This window comes from Serratia liquefaciens ATCC 27592, from assembly GCF_000422085.1.
GTDB lineage: Bacteria > Pseudomonadota > Gammaproteobacteria > Enterobacterales > Enterobacteriaceae > Serratia > Serratia liquefaciens.
On sequence record NC_021741.1, the window covers coordinates 1,420,132 to 1,438,195 of the forward strand.

An 18,064-nucleotide genomic window follows, 5' to 3' on the forward strand; every position below is an offset into this window, starting at 1 on the left:
GCTATTGGCTTGATAACTTGCTGCGGTGATAGCCTGCCAATCAAAAAGCGAAGCAGGAACAACCGAATGCGCCCCAAAAGGCATTGTCGTCTGAAACAGGAATGCTGGAACGGCGGGCGACGTCATGCTGATGCGCGTGCACGCCGCAAGGGCCGCAACACTGGTGCGCCTGGCTCAGCACCCCGACGCGGGCCGCGGCTGAAGGAGGGGCAGAGCGATAATGCCCCGGCACCTGGGTCACCGGCGACCAGTCAGGCAGTACCGGAATTGCCGGCGGCGCCAGCGGTGAAAAACTGCCGGCGGCGTATACCACCTTGCCGTCCACCACCGTCATCACCGATTCAATCCCCTTGATCTGCTCCTCGGGTATGCTGAAATAATCCTGCGACAGCACGGCCAGATCGGCTAACTGTCCGACCTTAATCTGTCCTTTTTTACCCTGTTCGGTTGAGAACCAGGCGCTGCCCTGGGTCCACAACATCAGGGCCGTTTCGCGATCCAATCGCGCACTGTCGTCGTACATCGCCATACCGCCAACGGTACGGCCGGACACCAGCCAATACAGCGCCGTCCACGGGTTATAACTGGCCACGCGGGTGGCGTCGGTGCCTAACCCTACCGGCAACTCGGCCGCCAGCATTTTTGCGACCGGCGGCGTCTGTTTGGCGGCTTCTTTGCCGTAGCGTTCGGCAAAGTATTCCCCCTGAAATGCCATGCGATGCTGTACGGCAATGCCGCCGCCCAGCGCTTTCACCCGCTCGATGTTACGTTCGGAGATGGTTTCCGCGTGGTCGAAGATCCAGTGCAGGCCGTTGAACGGAATATCGCGGTTCACCTTTTCGAACACGTTCAGCATGCGGCTGATGGATTCGTCATAGGTGGCATGCAGGCGGAACGGCCAGCGGTGCTCGACCAGATGGCGCACTACGCGCTCGAGCTCGTCTTCCGTACCTTCCGGCAGATCCGGACGCGGCTGGAGGAAATCCTCGAAGTCGGCGGCGGAGAACACCAACATTTCACCGGCACCGTTATGACGGTAAAAATCGGTGCCCTGACCGGGTTTCAGCATGTCGGTCCACAGCTGGAAATCTTCCAGCTCCTGCTTCGGTCGCTGAGTGAACAGGTTATAGGCGATACGCAGAGTGAGTTGCTGCTTATCGTGCAGTTCGGAAATCACCTGATAGTCATCGGGGTAGTTCTGGAAGCCGCCGCCGGCGTCGATGGCGCTGGTCAGGCCCAGGCGATTGAGCTCGCGCATAAACTGGCGGGTGGAATTGACCTGTTGTTCAAGCGGCAGCTTGGGCCCTTTGGCCAGCGTGGCATACAGGATCATGGCATTAGGCTTGGCAATCAGCATGCCGGTTGGGTTGCCGTTGCCATCGCGCTGGATCTCACCCCCCGGCGGATTTGGCGTGTCTTTGGTGTAGCCCACCACTTTCAGCGCAGCTCGGTTGAGTAAAGCGCGATCGTACAGGTGCAGAATAAACACCGGGGTGTCCGGCGCCGCCTGATTGATTTCGTCCAGCGTTGGCATGCGGCGTTCCGCGAACTGGAATTCGGTCCAGCCGCCGACCACCCGCACCCATTGTGGGCTGGGGGTACGCAGTGCCTGCTCTTTCAGCATGCGCAGCGCATCGGCCAACGACGGCACGCCTTCCCAACGCAGCTCAAGATTGTAGTTCAGACCGCCGCGGATCAGGTGCAGGTGCGAGTCATTGAGGCCGGGGACGGCGGTGTGGCCGTGCAGGTCAATCACCTGAGTTTCAGGTCCTGCATGCTGCATAACGTCGTTTTCACTGCCGACGGCGAGGAATTTTCCGTCGCGGATAGCAACCGCCTGGGCGGTAGGCGCCTCGCGATCGACGGTGTGAAATTTACCGTTGGTGATAATCAGGGAAGCAGAGTTACTCATAACGTTCTCCCGGCAGGCCGCCTAACGGCGGGTGAGCCATTGATGAAATATGCGTGTGACTATCGGCATCCAGAGGAAGACCACCAGGGCAACGACGGTGGCGTCATTAAGCAGGTGGCCGACCAGCGTGCCGTTCAACTGCGGCAACAGGTTTCCCCAAAACCAGGGCACCAGATTGGTGGACGGAAAAATCACCAGCAGGGTGATCAAAAATTGTTTCCACTTGGCGGGCTGGCGGGTATTGGCGCTCGGCGGCGTGAACCAGAATTCTGCGCCGGGCCGAATTTCAATGCTGTCGCTCTCCAGCAGCAGCGGCGAAACTTCCTCGATGTAGCGTTTGCGCAGCGGTGAATTCACCCACTGGGACAGGTTGTCGAGGTTGTCAAAACGGACCAGTACGGTGTAGGCCTGCTCATGACCGGTGGGGCGGATCACGTTAACGCCCAGATGTCCGGCAAAGTTGGCGGCTTCGGGCATAATGCGCTTCAGCCAGGCCTCGTAGGCCGGTTCATGCCCCGGCGCCAAACGGTGAGTGATAACTAGCGTGACATGCTGCGGGTGGGCCATAGCACCGACTCCAGAAAACCCCGGCGACGCGGCCGGGGTTAAGGTTTATTTCGCCACCCGCGCCGGGGCGTGATGCACCATGGTGTAAGCGTAGTCAACGCCCATGCCGTAAGCACCGCTGTGTTCGCGCACCAGTTCCATAACTGCGTCGTAAGTCTCTTTGCGCGCCCAGTCGCGTTGATACTCCAATAGCACCTGCTGCCAGGTTACCGGGATGGCACCGGCCTGCACCATACGGTCGATGGAACGCTCATGCGCATCCACCGAGGTACCACCGGAAGTGTCGGTGACCACGTAAACTTCATAGCCTGCCTCGAGCGCCATCAGCGCCGGGAAAGTCAGACAGACTTCGGTCCACAGCGCGGAAATCACCAGCTTTTTGCGACCGGTGGCTTCAACGGCCTTTACGAAGGCTGCGTCTTCCCAGGAGTTCATCGAAGTGCGTTCAATCGGGGTGATTTCAGGGTGAACCGCCAACAGTTCTGGCCAGATATAGCCGCTGAAACTTTCGGTTTCAACCGAGGTGAAAAGGGTGGGAACATTAAAAATCTTGCCGGCTTTCGCCAGACCGACCACGTTGTTTTTCAGCTGCTGGCGATCAATATTGGCCACGCCAAAAGACATTTGCGGCTGGTGGTCAATGAAAATCAGTGCAGAATTATCTTTATCAAGTAATTGAAACTTAGACATTATTTACCTTCCCAGAAAGACTTAGGTTTAACAACGGGTGAATGTAACGTCGATAAACCGCATGGTAGGCAGGGGCTGATTTCAAAGATAGCGCAGAATTTTTGCCGTCTTGTTGAGTTTTTTTATACACGGAGAGGAAGCGATGAGGTTAAACCTGGAGGCGTTATTGATTTTGGATGCGCTCGATCGGCATGGGTCATTTGCGGCCGCCGCCGCCGTGCTGTTTAAAACACCTTCGGCGTTGAGCTATATGGTGCAAAAACTGGAGGGCGATCTCGACATCACCTTGCTCGATCGCTCAGGCCACCGCGCCAAATTCACCGATACCGGCAAGTTGATGTTGGAAAAGGGCCGGGTGCTATTGCGCGCCGCGCAGGATTTGGAGCAGCAGGCTCGCTATGTGGAAAACGGCTGGGAAAGCGAGATCACTCTCGGTATCGATGCCTCGTTTCCTTTTGAGCGCCTGTTGCCGCTGATGGAAGAATTTTATCAGCAGAATCACCATACCCGGCTGCGCGTTAGTCACGAGGTGTTGGCGGGATCCTGGGAGTCGCTGGTTTATGGTTGTGCGGATATTATTATTGGCGCGATTTGTGAACCCCCATCGCGGGTAGGCTATGCTTTTAGTCAGTTGGGTCGGTTGGACTACGTATTTGCCGTCGCGCCGCAACACCCGCTGGCGACAATGGCGGAGCCTTTGCCGAAGGCAGAGATCCGTCAGCACCGTGCGGTGGTGGTGCGTGATACCTCAAGGGTGAACGCACCGCAGAACCTGAATATTCTCGAGGAGCAGGACACCTTGACGGTATTCGGTTTCGACGCCAAGTTGCGGGCGCAGCTCAGCGGTCTCGGCTGTGGTTATTTGCCGCGTTATCGGGCTGAACCTTACCTGAAAAGTGGCGAGTTGGTCGCGAAAAACGTCGAATCTGAGCGCTGCAGCGACGTCGCTTATTTTGGCTGGCGTGAGAATAACGCCGGTTTGGCGTCCAAGTGGTGGCGTGAACGCTTGCAGCAGTGTGCCGATGCCGGGAGCCTGTACCCGGCATCTTGATGCCCCGCCATTGTGCGGAACGACAAGGATGCAGAATGATGAAAACAGGGATGTGGCTTTTGGTAGCGTTGTTACCGTTGCTGGCCGGTTGTAATACGGACCACCGTTCCGAGGCTGCCGGGCTGGAGAAACCGATGTCTGCCGCGGCATCGGTGCAGCCGCCGTCGGGCAACTACCCGGAAAGAATGCGTCGTGCCATTACGCAAGAAATGCCGACGCTCGGCAAATACAAATCCCAAACCTGTTCGATCAGCATTCATCTGTTACCGGACGGCTCCCTGAAGGACTTCAAGGTACTGGCAGGCGATGCTGAGTTTTGCGCTGTAGCAAGTCAGGCAGTACAGCGCGCCAAACTGCCCAAAATGACCAGTCAGACCGAATACGCCTTATTCAACAGCTCGGTGCTGGATTTCGTTCCCTGATGCCGATGGCTTACCGCATCGGATGCCGGGATGCGGTGAGCAAAATACCTGTTACAACATGCCCTTCTGCGCAAAGGTGATGCGGGTGGCCTCATTGAGGTCAAGTTCACCTAACTTGTCAGGCCTCACCCAGGCCACTTCCTGAAACTCTTCATTGACGGTGATCTGACGATTGGCGCTGACACAATCGAAGATCAGATACAGCATATAGATAGGCTCTTGTGTCCCGTCAGGATATGTCTTGGTGCGGACATCATCTCTGAAAGTCCAGGGTGTCATCTGTGTGATCTGCAGCGCTTCGCCTAATTCTTCTCTGATCTCACGACGGAGCGCTTGCTCAATGGTCTCTCCCGGTTCCATGCCACCGCCGGACAATGCCCACTGGCCGGGAAAGACACCGCGGTCATCAGCCATTTTACAGAGTAAATACTCGCCATTATTCTCAATGATTGGGCAGACAATGATCCGTTGACGCATGCAACCTCCTGATGTGACGAATTTTTATTGCTAACGTGGGCAAAGGCTTTTCGACTCGGATCTTACCAGCAATCGCTGCTGGCGGACGGCGTTGAATTCAATGAACGCGCGATAATGGGAGCGCCATCAATAAAAGCGGCATAAATAGCTGATTTTTAACTTTGCTTTACCGCTTTCGTTATTTTGAGCGCCTGCGCTGCTCGCAGATACTGAGGAAAATGACCCACAGCGAGCCGCCGCATGTCCTCAACCAAAAGCCACAGCCACTATTTGCATTCTGCACAACGCCTTTGGATCCAACAGCTTAACCAGCGCTGGTATTGGCGATGCGAGTTGCCGACCTGGGGCATCATGGCGGCGGTGTACGGCGGCTGGTTTGGGGTGGTGCACTACTGGCAGTCGCTGGGACCCTGGCTTGGCACGCCGTTGCTGATTTTGTTGGCCACCTGGTATATGTCGTTGCAGCATGAGCTGATCCACGGCCATCCGACGCGGTGGCCCCGCATCAATCAACTCTTTGGCCTCTTGCCGCTGGCGGTGTGGTATCCCTATGGGCTGTATCGCGATTCGCATATTCAGCATCACCGCAATGAACATCTGACCGACCCGCATGAAGATCCCGAAAGTTATTATTTCAGTCAGACACAGTGGCAGCGTTATCCCAGATTGTTTCCGCTGTTGGCCAAGGTGCGCAATACGCTTAGCGGGCGGATTGTGTTCGGTCCGGCGCTGGATATCGTCGCGACGGGGGTTAATGCGCTGAAAGCGATTGCCGCCGGTGAACTGCGCACGTTGGCGATGTGGTTGGTGCATCTGCTGCTGCTGGCGGCAGTGCTGGTTTGGCTGAAGCAACATGGCATTGGAACGGCGTTTTACCTGTTGGCGATCGGCTATCCAGCGCTGGCGCTGACCAAGATAAGATCGTTTTTTGAGCACCGCGCCGTTGAAGCTCCGCAGGCACGTTCTATTATTAATGAGGCGGCTTGGCCGTGGCGGCTGCTGTTTCTCAATCTGAACTATCATTTAGTTCACCATGATCTCCCCGGCTTGCCGTGGTACGGTTTAAGGGAGGTCTATCTGGCGGAGCGCGGTGCTTACCAGCAGCGCAGCCAGGGATTTGTGGTGCAGGGCTATGGCCAATGGGTCAGCGAATACGCTTTTACCCCGGTCGCCGTTGAGGTTCATCCGTTTAACGCCGGCGAGCCGCTAAAGGAAGTTCAGGGCGAAACCGAAGCCTGGCCGGCGGAGACTTTTATCGTGCGATGGAAACGCGCGTCTCAGGATTTTCCAATCGATCTGGCCAAATAGCCGGAAAATACACAACAAGAGGAAAAAGTATGGCAATCACCCCATTACGTGGTCGCGTTTTCGCTTTGGCACTGGGTTTACTTGCCGCGAGTATCGGCGTGGCTCAGGCGGCCGATACGGTGCGCGTGGGCTCAAAAATCGATACCGAAGGCTCGCTGCTGGGTAACATCATCGTGCAGGTGCTGGAGTCCAACGGCATCAAAACCACCAACAAATTACAGCTCGGTACCACCAAGGTGCTGCGCGGGGCGATCACCTCCGGCGAGATTGACATCTACCCGGAATACACCGGCAACGGCGCATTTTTCTTCTCCGATGAAAAAGATCCGGCGTGGAAGAACGCCCAGGCCGGTTTTGAGAAGGTCAAAAAACTCGATTACGACAAGAACAAAATTGTCTGGCTGGATGCTTCGCCGGCCAACAATACCTGGACTATTGCCATCCGTCAGGACGTGGCGGACGCCAACCACCTGAAGACGCTGGCCGATCTGGGCAAATGGATCAACGGCGGCGGCAAGTTCAAACTGGCGGCCTCGGCGGAATTTATCGAACGTCCGGACGCACTGCCGGCATTCCAGAATGCCTATGGCTTTAAGCTGAATCAGGATCAGCTGCTGTCGCTGGCTGGAGGGGACACGGCGGTGACCATTAAAGCGGCGGCGGAGCAAACCTCCGGCGTGAACGCGGCCATGGCTTACGGCACCGATGGCCCGGTGGCGGCCCTGGGTCTGCAAACGCTGGAAGACCCAAAAGGGGTGCAGCCGATTTACGCACCGGCACCGATCATTCGTGAAGCCGCGCTGAAACAGCACGCCAATATCGCCGAATTGCTGAAGCCGGTCTTTGCAACGCTGGACGGCCCGACGCTGCAAAAACTTAATGCGCAGATCGCGGTGGAAGGTCAGGATGCCAAACAGGTTGCGGCCGCTTATCTGAAAGAAAAAGGATTGGTTAAGGGATAGCGCTGATATTCCCTCTCTCTCAATGGGAGAGAGGGAGAGCAGGGCCCATTGACTATGGAGCCGGAGAGTTTCTTTGATTATTGCCGTAAAAAACCGCGTATTACTGACGCTGCTTGTTTTGTTGCTGCTGGCCGCATTTGGCCTGCCGTTCCTCAGCTATGCCCCCAATCGCCTGCTGTCGGGCAAGAGCATTTCCCTGATTTCCCTGCTGCACGGCCCGGCGCTGTGGCTATTGGCCCCGCTGTTGATGCTGGCAGTGCTCAGCCTGTTGCCACCGCTCAGGCGCAATGCATTGCTGACCGCGCTGGCGGCTGCAGCGCTGCTGGCGCTCACCTTCTGGCTGAGCGGGCATGCCGCGCAGCAGTTGGCGCAGGAAGGTTCCAAACTGGCACGTACCTCCTGGGGCAGCGGCTGCTGGCTGATGCTGGCGCTGAGCCTGCTGATGGCTGCCGATGCTATCACCCGCATCACGTCTTCGCATTTGTGGCGCATGCTCGGCAACCTGCTGGTGATATTGCCTGCGCTGGCGCTGCTGTTCGGCCATCAGTTGGATCAGCTTTCGCTGCTGAAAGAGTATTACAACCGGCAAGATGTGTTTGATGCCGCGCTGTTGCAGCACCTGACTATTCTGCTGGCGACGATGGTCCCGGCGCTGCTGATCGGCGTGCCGCTCGGGGTGTTGTGTTTTCGTTCATCCCGTTTGCAAACCCCGATCTTCTCCACGCTGAACATTATCCAGACCGTGCCGTCGATTGCCCTGTTCGGCCTGCTGATAGCGCCGTTGGCCGGATTGGCGAAGGCGGTGCCCTGGCTGGCGGAACACGGCGTCAGCGGTATTGGCATGGCGCCGGCGATAGTCGCCCTGGTGTTGTACGCCCTGTTGCCGCTGGTGCGCAGCGTGGTGGCCGGGTTACAGAGCGTGCCCGCCAGCGTGATCGAATCTGCCAGCGGTATGGGACTGACGCGCGGCCAGATTTTCTTTCTCGTACAGCTGCCGTTGGCTTTGCCGCTGTTTCTGACCGGCGTGCGCATTCTGGCGGTGCAGACCGTCGGTATGGCGGTGGTAGCCGCGTTGATCGGTGCCGGAGGTTTCGGCGCCATCGTTTTCCAGGGTTTGCTGAGCAGCGCGCTGGATCTGGTGCTGCTGGGCGTGATCCCGGTGATCGTGATGGCGGTAATCGTCGATTCGCTGTTTAAATTTATGGTTTCAATTTTGGAAGTGTCACGCCGATGATTCAGTTTAATCAGGTCAGCAAGATTTTTCAGGGTAAGCCGGCGGTGGACGATCTGACGCTGCAGATTGCCAAAGGCGAATTTGCCGTACTGATCGGTACCTCAGGCTCCGGTAAATCCACCACATTAAAAATGATCAACCGGCTGATCGAACACGATCAGGGCAAAATTTACTTTGCCGATGAAGAGATCCAAAAATTCAAACCGCAGGATCTGCGGCGCCGCATGGGCTATGCCATTCAGTCGATCGGCCTGTTTCCGCATTGGACGGTAGAGGAGAACATCGCCACCGTGCCGCAATTGCTGAAATGGCCGCGGGCACGGATCCGCGATCGGGTGACCGAACTGCTGGAGCTGTTGCACCTGGAGCCGGAACTGTTCCGACACCGTTATCCGCACCAGCTTTCCGGCGGGCAACAGCAGCGAGTGGGAGTGGCGCGCGCGTTGGCTGCCGATCCGGAAGTGTGGTTGATGGACGAACCCTTTGGCGCTCTCGATCCGGTAACGCGCACCGCGCTGCAGACGGAGATTGCGCGTATTCATCATCTCTCCGGGCGCACCATCGTACTGGTGACGCATGACATTGACGAAGCGCTGGCATTGGCCGATCGCATCGTGTTGCTCGACCAGGGTCGTGTGGTGCAACAAGGCACGCCGCTGGAGCTGCTGACTGCACCGGCCAACGATTTTGTGCGCGATTTCTTTGGCCGAAGCGATCGCGGCATCAAACTGCTTTCTTTAGGCACGGTGGCGGAACGGGTGCGTCCTGGCCATGCGGACGGTGAGCCTATTTCCTCCACCATGAACCTGCGTGAAGCGCTGTCGGTATTTGTGGCGCGCGGCAGTGAATGCTTGCCGGTGGTGGGGGAGCAAGGAGAGGCACTCGGCGTGCTGCATTTCAACGATCTGATTGCCCAAAAGGCGCTGTCATGAGTGCGCCTAAAGCCCTGCGTTGGCTGCGCGATCCGCTGCCCTGGACCTTTGCCCTGCTGCTGGCGCTGGTGTTTGGCATGAATCATTTGCATGGCCTGTTTGCAGCCTGGTTTCCCGATCTGGAAAGGCCGGTGTATCAGCAGGACAGTTTTATCTCGCTGGTGTGGGCACATCTGTTGCTGGTCGCGGTCTCCAGTCTGATCGCCGTGGTGATTGGCGTAGCGGCCGGGATCGGCGTGACGCGCCCTGCCGGTAAGGCGTTTCGTTCGCTGGTGGAAACCGTGGTAGCGGTCGGCCAGACTTTTCCGCCCGTGGCGGTGCTGGCGGTAGCGGTACCTGTGATGGGCTTTAGCGAACAGCCGGCGATTATCGCACTGGTGCTGTACGGTTTGCTGCCGATCTTGCAGGGCACGCTGACGGGTATTGAATCGGTACCCAGCGCGACCCGCGAGGTTGCGCAAGGGGTTGGTATGAGCGCCAGGCAAATTCTGTGGCGCGTCGAACTGCCGCTGGCGGCGCCGGTGATTGTTGCCGGTATTCGGACCTCGGTGATCATCAATATCGGCACGGCGGCAATCGCTTCCACCGTCGGCACCAAAACGCTTGGTTCGCCGATAATCATTGGCCTGAGCGGTTTTAATACCGCCTACGTGATCCAGGGTGCGATAGTGGTGGCGCTGCTGGCGATCATTACCGATATGCTGTTTGAGCGCTGGGTGCGCTATCTCACCGCCTGGCGTCAGCAGACGCAGGCGGCTTCTTCTGCGGGGTAAGGGAATAAGATGCAAGTATCTTTGCCGATGTACGGCGTGACCCATCAACCGGCCGAATCTTTCTGGCGAGTGCTGCGCGGTAAATTACTGCAGTTGGGATTGCCGCTGGCTCCTGAACAGCTCGTCTGGCCGCACGACCTGGCTCAGCACTGGCTACAGGACGATTTATTGCTCAGCCAAACCTGCGGTTATCCGCTGGTCAGCAGCCTGCAGCAGGTGCAGCTGATCGGGACTTATCACTACCGCGTCGAGGGTTGCGAGGGCGCGAACTACAGCAGTTGGTTAGTGGTGCGCGACGACGACCCAGGCGAGCGGCTGGCGGATTTTCGCGGCCGGATCGCCGCATACAACAGTACCGACTCTCAGTCAGGGCATAACAGCTTGCGTGCGCTGATCGCACCCTTGGCACAGAACGGCAGCTTCTTCAGTGATGCCATCGCCTCCGGGGCGCACTATCAGTCGCTCAAGCTGATCCAAAACCGGCAGGCAGACATTGCCGCCGTCGACTGCGTCAGCCTGAAACTGTTGAAACGGGCACGGCCACAGGCGTTGGCCGGGCTGAAAATTATTGGACGAACGGCCAGCGTGCCGGGGCTACCCTTGATTACCTCGTCGCAGACCCCGCCGGAACAGCTGGAAATACTGCGTGCCGGGGCGAAGGCGATGCTGGGCGAAGCGGTAAGCGACAATCTGCTGATCGGCGATTTCAGCCTGGTGCCGCGTTCGGCATACCAAATAATCACCGAGCTGGAGCAGCAGGCCGCCGCCCGCGGGGTGACAGCGCTGTAAGCTTATGACTGGCCCGTGTTCAGGCGGCGCTAAATAATGATGCCTGCGGCAGCGCGCAGAAAATCGCACCAACGGTTGGCGAAGGAAGAGAAGGGGAGTTGCTGCTGAAATGGAGAAATGAGGCGGTTACCGCGCCCTTTGCAGATACTGGTGCGCGTCAGGCGACTGCAGCGTTTTTTTACAACAACGCTGCCAGCGCGGGACGCATCACTTGGCCTGAATGCTCTCTGCCGGAGTGGCAGTGGCGGCGGCTTCGTGTGACGTGGCGGTCTCTTCTAGCGGCGTGGTGGAACGGGTGTACATATTCAGCCCGGCCAGGAATACGCCGCCGAGTGAACCAAAGGCACACAGAAAGATAACGATAATGAACGATTTTTTCAGCATGGGGATGATTTCGCAGGTTGCCAGGAACAACGGGAATTATAGACGCTTCGTAATATGAAACAAGAATCGTTTTAATACCCGTCGTCTTTCAAGCTGCAGCGTTTAAATCTGTTTCCGGTGGATTTGTCACTCCAGCCGCTGTAGGGGGCGTATACATTCGCCCCGATTAATTCGGCCGCAGCGTGCAGCGCCCCTACCTTTCCCTGCTTATGCGACTGACCGGGCGAGCAAACAGGAATTTGCCCAGCGTCACCAGCACCACCGCCGCTACGATAATCACCAGCGCCGCCCATTCACGCGGTGCCAGCGATTCGCCGGCAAAACCGATGCCGAGCAGCACGGCCACCACCGGATTGACATAGGCATAACTGGTGGCTACCGCCGGACGCACGTTTTTCAGCAAAAACATATAGGCGCTAATAGCCAACATGGAACCGAAGATAATCAGGTATCCCAGCGCAAAGAAACCTTTGGCGCTGGGCATCTGCGTCAGGCGTTCGCCGCTGAGCTGACTGACGACCAGCAGAACCACTCCGGCAACCAGCATTTCCGCCGCGCCCGCCATCGGTCCGGCCGGTAGCGAAATACGTGACCCCAGCACCGAGCCAAAGGCCCAACTGGCGGAAGCCAGCAGGATCAGTAACGCACCGGTAGGGTTGCCCACCAGGTTATTGCCGGTATTGAGCAATACGATCCCCACCAGGCCCAATGCGATACCTGCCCACTCCAGCTTGGTATTGCGCATGCCCCAAAACAGGCTGAAGAACAGGGTGAACAGCGGTACCGTCGCGACCATCACGGCGGCAATACCGGAAGGTACGTGCTGGTGTTCCGCCACGGTCACCAGACCGTTACCCACCGCCAGTAGCAAGATACCGATAGTGCCAGCGGCCAGCCACTGCCTGAGGGTTGGTAATGCATGGCCGCGCAACGCTAAAAAGCTGAACAGCACTATACCGGCGACCAAAAAGCGGATCCCGGCCATCATCAGCGGTGGCCAGCTCTCCACGCCCAGACGAATAACGAAGTAGGTAGAACCCCAGACAATATATAACGTGAACAGCGCCCCGATTAACGGCAGGACGTTACGGCTACTTTGACTCAGCATGGATATTTATTCTGCAGGGAGGTTATTATTAGAGGACTCAGTAAACCCGATCGCACGGAAGATTAGCAACGCTTTTCACTATTTTTTAACGGCAAGGTCGGCTGGCGAACCGATGAAAATCGAGAGAGAACGCCAGCCTGCAGATAGCCTTGAGCGAGTGCCGATTACAGCAGCGAAATACGGTAGGCGCAGCGGCGTGCACCGGCCAGAATATGTTCGGAACGTTCAACCTGCGCCTGCAACACCTCGGTGAAAATACTCAGCTCAGCACGACAGAACCCCTGACAAACGGTAGCGGCGGCGCAAATAGGGCAGTGGTTCTCTACCAACAGAAAGGAGCCGTCTTCCTGAGTACGGCATTCGGCCATATAGCCTTCGCGGCAGCGAATGGCCGTCAGACGCTGAACCCGTTCCTGCAAGTCGGTAGCGCCAATCATCGCCTGCTTGTAATTAATCCGCGTTTCTTGCTCGCGGGTGTCGATCAATAACTCAATCGCCTGCTCGCCCAGCTTGTCGCGTACGGTACGCAGCAACTGTACCGTCAATTCTGAATGGGTATCCGGAAAGCGCGCATTGCCGGCGGCGGTCAGGTGCCAGAGCTGCACCGGTCGGCCGACGCCGCGGGTTTCCGCCACGGCTTCAACCAGCCCGTCTTTGGCCAGTTTGACAAACTGCTGGCGCGCAGCCTCACCTGTGGTGCCAAGAACCTTTCCTGCATCAGACGCTTGTTGTGGGCCGCGGGTTTTTAATAGTGTCAGCAAACGGTCACTGACCGATTGTGCGGGACTATCGCCATTTTCCAAGTTTATTCTTGACATATTTCTCCGCCTCGCCCTACCATTATTCCAAGTTAAACCTTGTTAAATTTAACGCAATATCACTATTAACTCAATGCCCTTCCTCTGAAAACAGGACGACAACCGTGATAACCAACGATGATAGCCGCTGGGCCGACTTATTCTCCGGCAAAAATGGCGCCAGTGCGATCGCGCTCTCACTCGGCGTAGCGCTGCATGCGATCAATATTCTGGTCGCCACCACCATTCTGCCCTCGGTGGTGCAGGATATTGGTGGCCTGAATCTGTATGCCTGGAACACCACGCTGTTTGTGGTGGCGTCGATTCTCGGATCGGCGTTATCTGCACGTCTGCTCAGTGGTTACGGTGCACGCAGTGCCTATCTGGTGGCGTCGCTGTTCTTTATTGCCGGGGCAATGCTGTGTGCATTGGCGCCGTCGATGCCGGTGATGCTGATAGGTCGCACCGTGCAGGGGTTCGGCGGCGGGCTGATTTTCGCGCTTTCGTACGCCATGATCAACCTGGTGTTCGAGCAAAAACTTTGGCCGCGGGCAATGGCGCTGATTTCGGCGATGTGGGGTATTGCTACGCTGGTGGGGCCGGCGGTGGGCGGCATTTTCGCCGAACTGAACGCCTGGCGCTGGGCCTTTGGCATCCTGTTGCCAATCATGGTGTTGTACGCCGGGTTCACCTTCCTGATCCTGCCGAAAGGCAAACCGCAACAGCAGGCAGCGCCGCTGCCGGTAGCCCAGCTGTTGCTGCTGGCGGTGGCGGTGCTGGTGGTATCCGCCGGCAGCCTGGCCGACAGCGCCTGGGTCAATTTTGGCGGTATTGCATTGGCCGTGCTGATGATGGTTTGGCTGATTCGCCGTGAAGCACACTCCCGCGCCCGTCTACTGCCTCAAGGCGCTTTACGCCGCGGTTCCCCTCTGGCTTCGCTGTATATCACCGTCTCCCTGCTGGTTGTGGGCATGACCAGCGAAATCTTCGTGCCTTATTTTCTGCAAACGCTGCACGGGCAGTCACCGCTGATTTCCGGCTATATCGCAGCCACCATGGCGGCGGGCTGGACGCTGTCGGAGATCCTCAGTTCGGGCTGGCGCAGTGCGGGTATGCGTCGGGCCATTATCAGCGGGCCGCTGTTTGTGTTTGTCGGGCTATTGGCCCTGGGCGTATTGATGCCAACGCCTTCCGGTGGTCATTGGTCGGCACTGACGCCGATTGTCATCGCTCTGACAGTGGTGGGGTTTGGTATCGGTTTTGGCTGGCCACATCTGCTGACGCGTATTCTGCAAGTCTCGCCAGAGGCGGATAAGGATATTGCCGGCGCGTCGATCACTACGGTGCAACTGTTTGCCACCGCGTTCGGTGCCGCGTTGGCGGGAATGGTCGCCAACCTGGCCGGGCTGAACGTGCCGGGTGGGGCACCGGGTGCCGCCTCCGCCGCGCGCTGGCTGTTCCTGCTGTTTGCCTTGGCGCCGCTGCTGGCGGTTTTTAGCGCTTGGCGCTGTGCGGCGATTACTCCACCTGTTGTGGCAACCAGCGATGCCGAAATTGCGCTGGCATCGCCGGGGTTGTCGCTCTCTGTCACCCCTGTGAGCGAATGCGTTCGTCCTGAATAAGGCGGGTGCCGCCTGCTGAGTTTTATAACTTTGTAGGGTTTACTTTAAAATCTGATTGACGAATCCCGTATTTGAGATTATTTCTCTCATATGGGATTCTTCATATCAGGGCTATAGAGATCATGGATAACGGAGTGGACAGCGCCGACCTTCGCTTGGCGCAACGGCTGTCTGATTTACGCCAGCAGCAGGGCTGGTCGCTGGAAGCGTTGGCGCAGCAAACCGGCATCAGCCGGGCAACGCTATCGCGGGTTGAGCGTACGGAAACCAGCCCGACCGCCTCGTTGTTGAACAAACTGTGCGCGGCGTATGGGCTGACCATGTCACGGCTGCTGAGCGAGGTTGAGGACGAACCGCCCGAGTTGCTGCATCGCGAACAGCAGACGGTGTGGGTTGATCGCGCCAGCGGTTTTCATCGTCGTTCGGTATCACCACCCGCCGCCCTCTATAAGGCGGAATTTATCGAGGGCACGCTGGAGGCCGGCGCGGTGATCGCTTATGACGCCCCTTCGATACACGCGCTTGAACACCATTTATGGCTGCTGGAAGGCCGGCTTGAATTGACGCTGGAGGCGCGAACTTTTCAGCTAGAACCGGGCGATTGCCTGCGTTACCGCTTGTTCGGCGCTTCAAAATTTCATGCACCCGGCCCCGAGCCGGCCCATTACACCCTCGTTATCTGCAGGCCATAACCATGATTGAGATACAGCAATTGAACGTCGATGCGGTACAGAGTGCGATCCCTGAACTGGCGGCGATGCTGCATGCCAGCGTCTCGCAGGGGGCGAGCATCGGTTTTGTCATGCCGTTTAGCCTTGAGCAGGCGCAGGCGTTCTGGCACCGTCTGTTGCCGGCTATTGAACGGAAGGAAAGGCTGCTGCTGGTGGCCCGAGATCGAGATGCCGGAAGGGTGGTCGGTACGGTGCAACTGCTGCTGGATATGCCTGATAACGGCCGCCACCGGGCGGAGGTGGTGAAGCTGATGGTGCACCCGGATGCTCGCCGTCAGGGCATTGCCCGCAGCCTGATGTTGCAGGTGCAACAGCTGGCGGTTGAGCATCAACGGCATTTACTGGTGCTGGATACCCTGACCGGCGACACTGCGGAAGGCCTGTACCGTCGGCTGGGCTTTCAACTGGCGGGCAGCATTCCGCAATACGCTCGCGCCAGCAATGGCGGTGCGCTGGATGCCACCAGTTATATGTATAAATTGCTCTGACTACCCCGTCGTTTTTCAAGCGTTATCGCCTAAGGGGGCGAACGTATCGCCCCCTTAATCAGAACGCAGCCAGCGCCGTCCCTGCAAGGCTCAGGAAGTTATTGTCCGTTCCAGGCCTTGATTGCCTGTTGGCGAATCTGCAGCTTTTGCTCTGGCGTCAGCTTGTTAAAGTCCTTCGCCATGCCGCTTTCCCAATCGCCGTACAACGGATTGGGCAACACGATAAACTCGGTGCCGAATTTGCTTTGGTTGTCGGCGACGAACGCCCGCCGCTGCGCGTTATCTTTGTGGTAGGTCGCGGCGCCGAAGTCGTTCAGGTTGTCACCGGCGTAAACCACGATGTCGTAACCGGCGTTCTTGATTGCGTCGAAACGCGCCTGCTTGTTGGAGGTATCACCGCTTAACAGCACGGTTTTTTCCGACATGCCGGTGAAGCCCAATTTTTGCATATTGGCCAGCGTGGCGGCGTATTCAGACTGTTTGCGGTTGGAGACGTAAAACATGGTGCCCTGATGACTGTTGACGTAGCGGGCAAACTGCACGGCACCTGGCACCGCGCCGGCCTGTTGCGCCTGTGACCACTTCGCCCAGGTGGCAGCGGCGAAAGGTTGGCCCTGCTGCGCCTGCCAGCCGGAATAAGGGCTGTTATCCAGCATAGTTTCGTCCAAATCGACCACCACGGCCTTCTTCTTGCCCGGCGCGGCCTTGGCCTGATCAAAGGCCAGCCTGGCGCTGTTGAAGGCCTGGTGCGTCAGCGCCTGATATTCGCCGGATTGCTGGAACCAGTTCAGCGCCAGCACGGATTGCTCAGCCAACTGCTGTTGGGCCTGCCGATCGGTTTTTGCTGGCTGCACGCAGCCGGTCAGGGTCACCAGCGCAATGCCGATCGCCGCGCCGAGGGCCATTTTCTGTCTCATTATTCCTGCCATAAATAAATCACTCTCTGATTGTTATTGTGGTGTGTTCAAGGTCATCGTCATTTCAAACTGGCGCAACGCGTCCTGCTGCCAGCCGAGGCGGTCGAAGAAGGGGGCGGCCACTTCAGGAACGTAAACGTTGGCTACCAGCGGTAACGGCGCAAACTTCGCCTGTAATGCAGCCAGCATGGTACGGGCATGGCCCTGACTGCGGTGCTGCGGCGGCACGTAGATCATGCGCAAAAAGCATTTGTCGGCTCCCAACTGCACCACCGCATAGGCCTGGTGGCCAAGGCTGAAAGCATGGGGTTTGCCGGGTAGCTTGAACAACGTCTCCGGCGCGATCAGCCAAGGCAGGTCGGTGGCACCCTCGGCAATCAGGCGGTGAGAGACGAACAGCGGGTCGATCTCTTGCAACTGCGCAACTTCGGCAAGTACCGGCGTAGCGGCCAGATGCCCGGTCAGCGTGCGGACGATTTGCAACCCGGCCCGATGGTAGAGCGCCAACGCGGCCTCGTTCCCTTCAATCACTTCCAATGACAGTTGACGATCGCCGCGCTGATGCGCGTCGGCGACAATGCGCTTCATCAAGGCTTTTCCCAAACCTTTGCCGCGCATTTCCGGACGGATGGAGAGTGCCGATATCCGGCTGTGCAGGCCACGGCGGCTGATCAGCGCCAGCGCTACCGGTTGTTGCTGGTGGGTAACGATAATACTGTCGTTCAGGCTGAGGTCTTCGGCACCAAAACGGCGGGCGAAGGTATCACCGTCAATCACGAAACGTACAATATAGTTTTCAAAACAATGACAAAGGATCTGCGCCAGCTCGTCGCTGCTGTAGCGCAGGGCGCTTTGGTACTCGAAGCTTTCATCGGTGTGCATGAGCTTTCCCTGTCTAAG

The 18,064-nt window shown here is 57.8% G+C and carries 20 protein-coding genes; 11 read left to right on the plus strand and 9 right to left on the minus strand.

What is annotated here, in order from left to right; all coding sequences use genetic code 11:
• Positions 1 to 40 precede the first annotated feature (40 nt).
• The 3 genes from M495_RS06635 to M495_RS06645 are packed head-to-tail and all read right to left on the minus strand — an operon-like array spanning position 41 to position 3,169.
• The gene (locus M495_RS06635; RefSeq protein ID WP_020825865.1) at positions 41 to 1,912 is read right to left on the minus strand and encodes an amidohydrolase; all 1,872 of its coding nucleotides are present in this window, start codon (positions 1,910 to 1,912) and stop codon (positions 41 to 43) included.
• A gap of 21 nt (positions 1,913 to 1,933) precedes the next feature.
• Positions 1,934 to 2,479, minus strand: coding sequence for an antibiotic biosynthesis monooxygenase (locus M495_RS06640; protein ID WP_020825866.1), 546 nt, complete (start codon positions 2,477 to 2,479; stop codon positions 1,934 to 1,936).
• Between the two features lie 45 nt (positions 2,480 to 2,524).
• The gene (locus M495_RS06645) at positions 2,525 to 3,169 is read right to left on the minus strand and encodes a hydrolase (protein ID WP_020825867.1); all 645 of its coding nucleotides are present in this window, start codon (positions 3,167 to 3,169) and stop codon (positions 2,525 to 2,527) included.
• 142 nt (positions 3,170 to 3,311) lie between these two features.
• On the opposite strand from M495_RS06645, the gene M495_RS06650 reads away from it, so the two are divergent.
• Together M495_RS06650 and M495_RS06655 are read left to right on the plus strand one after the other, a co-directional pair.
• Positions 3,312 to 4,220 (plus strand): LysR family transcriptional regulator, encoded by a 909-nt coding sequence (locus tag M495_RS06650; RefSeq protein ID WP_020825868.1) that lies wholly within the window; start codon positions 3,312 to 3,314, stop codon positions 4,218 to 4,220.
• Between the two features lie 35 nt (positions 4,221 to 4,255).
• Complete coding sequence (locus M495_RS06655; RefSeq protein WP_020825869.1) at positions 4,256 to 4,642, plus strand: cell envelope integrity TolA C-terminal domain-containing protein; 387 nt, start codon at positions 4,256 to 4,258, stop codon at positions 4,640 to 4,642.
• A gap of 51 nt (positions 4,643 to 4,693) precedes the next feature.
• Here the strand turns inward: M495_RS06655 and nudI are convergent, their stop codons facing one another.
• Positions 4,694 to 5,119 (minus strand): nucleoside triphosphatase NudI, encoded by a 426-nt coding sequence (gene nudI, locus M495_RS06660; protein WP_020825870.1) that lies wholly within the window; start codon positions 5,117 to 5,119, stop codon positions 4,694 to 4,696.
• 240 nt (positions 5,120 to 5,359) lie between these two features.
• On the opposite strand from nudI, the gene M495_RS06665 reads away from it, so the two are divergent.
• The 6 genes from M495_RS06665 to M495_RS06690 all read left to right on the plus strand — a co-directional run bounded on the left by M495_RS06665 (position 5,360) and on the right by M495_RS06690 (position 11,117).
• On the plus strand, positions 5,360 to 6,427 hold the full coding sequence (locus M495_RS06665; RefSeq protein WP_020825871.1) for a fatty acid desaturase: 1,068 nt from the start codon (positions 5,360 to 5,362) through the stop codon (positions 6,425 to 6,427).
• Between the two features lie 29 nt (positions 6,428 to 6,456).
• A complete protein-coding gene (gene osmF, locus M495_RS06670) occupies positions 6,457 to 7,389 on the plus strand; it encodes a glycine betaine ABC transporter substrate-binding protein OsmF (protein WP_020825872.1) in 933 nt (310 codons plus the stop codon).
• A 73-nt stretch (positions 7,390 to 7,462) separates the two neighbouring features.
• Positions 7,463 to 8,623, plus strand: coding sequence for an ABC transporter permease (locus tag M495_RS06675; protein WP_020825873.1), 1,161 nt, complete (start codon positions 7,463 to 7,465; stop codon positions 8,621 to 8,623).
• Positions 8,620 to 9,555 (plus strand): ABC transporter ATP-binding protein, encoded by a 936-nt coding sequence (locus M495_RS06680; protein WP_020825874.1) that lies wholly within the window; start codon positions 8,620 to 8,622, stop codon positions 9,553 to 9,555. Before M495_RS06675 ends, M495_RS06680 begins: the two co-directional genes overlap by 4 nt.
• Positions 9,552 to 10,328, plus strand: a complete 777-nt coding sequence (locus M495_RS06685) for an ABC transporter permease (protein ID WP_020825875.1) — start codon at positions 9,552 to 9,554, stop codon at positions 10,326 to 10,328. Before M495_RS06680 ends, M495_RS06685 begins: the two co-directional genes overlap by 4 nt.
• Before the next feature lie 9 nt (positions 10,329 to 10,337).
• Complete coding sequence (locus M495_RS06690; protein WP_020825876.1) at positions 10,338 to 11,117, plus strand: phosphate/phosphite/phosphonate ABC transporter substrate-binding protein; 780 nt, start codon at positions 10,338 to 10,340, stop codon at positions 11,115 to 11,117.
• 207 nt (positions 11,118 to 11,324) lie between these two features.
• Here the strand turns inward: M495_RS06690 and M495_RS25760 are convergent, their stop codons facing one another.
• From M495_RS25760 to M495_RS06705, 3 genes are all read right to left on the minus strand, one after another.
• Entirely contained in the window at positions 11,325 to 11,501 is a 177-nt protein-coding gene (locus M495_RS25760; RefSeq protein WP_162838007.1) for a hypothetical protein, read from the minus strand.
• 193 nt (positions 11,502 to 11,694) lie between these two features.
• A complete protein-coding gene (yedA, locus tag M495_RS06700) occupies positions 11,695 to 12,609 on the minus strand; it encodes a drug/metabolite exporter YedA (protein WP_020825878.1) in 915 nt (304 codons plus the stop codon).
• Between the two features lie 164 nt (positions 12,610 to 12,773).
• Positions 12,774 to 13,427: a helix-turn-helix transcriptional regulator gene (locus M495_RS06705; protein WP_041414333.1), complete on the minus strand. Its 654-nt coding sequence runs from the start codon at positions 13,425 to 13,427 to the stop codon at positions 12,774 to 12,776.
• Between the two features lie 104 nt (positions 13,428 to 13,531).
• On the opposite strand from M495_RS06705, the gene M495_RS06710 reads away from it, so the two are divergent.
• The 3 genes from M495_RS06710 (at position 13,532) to M495_RS06720 (ending at position 16,247) form a co-directional block, all read left to right on the plus strand.
• Positions 13,532 to 15,028, plus strand: a complete 1,497-nt coding sequence (locus tag M495_RS06710; RefSeq protein ID WP_020825880.1) for an MFS transporter — start codon at positions 13,532 to 13,534, stop codon at positions 15,026 to 15,028.
• Between the two features lie 122 nt (positions 15,029 to 15,150).
• The gene (locus M495_RS06715; protein WP_020825881.1) at positions 15,151 to 15,720 is read left to right on the plus strand and encodes a helix-turn-helix domain-containing protein; all 570 of its coding nucleotides are present in this window, start codon (positions 15,151 to 15,153) and stop codon (positions 15,718 to 15,720) included.
• Between the two features lie 2 nt (positions 15,721 to 15,722).
• The gene (locus M495_RS06720) at positions 15,723 to 16,247 is read left to right on the plus strand and encodes a GNAT family N-acetyltransferase (protein WP_020825882.1); all 525 of its coding nucleotides are present in this window, start codon (positions 15,723 to 15,725) and stop codon (positions 16,245 to 16,247) included.
• A 98-nt stretch (positions 16,248 to 16,345) separates the two neighbouring features.
• Here M495_RS06720 and M495_RS06725 read toward each other — a convergent pair whose 3' ends face one another.
• Positions 16,346 to 17,164: a 5'-nucleotidase, lipoprotein e(P4) family gene (locus M495_RS06725; RefSeq protein ID WP_390900357.1), complete on the minus strand. Its 819-nt coding sequence runs from the start codon at positions 17,162 to 17,164 to the stop codon at positions 16,346 to 16,348.
• A 33-nt stretch (positions 17,165 to 17,197) separates the two neighbouring features.
• Positions 17,198 to 18,046 (minus strand): GNAT family N-acetyltransferase, encoded by an 849-nt coding sequence (locus tag M495_RS06730; RefSeq protein WP_020825884.1) that lies wholly within the window; start codon positions 18,044 to 18,046, stop codon positions 17,198 to 17,200.
• Between the last annotated feature and the right edge of the window lie 18 nt (positions 18,047 to 18,064).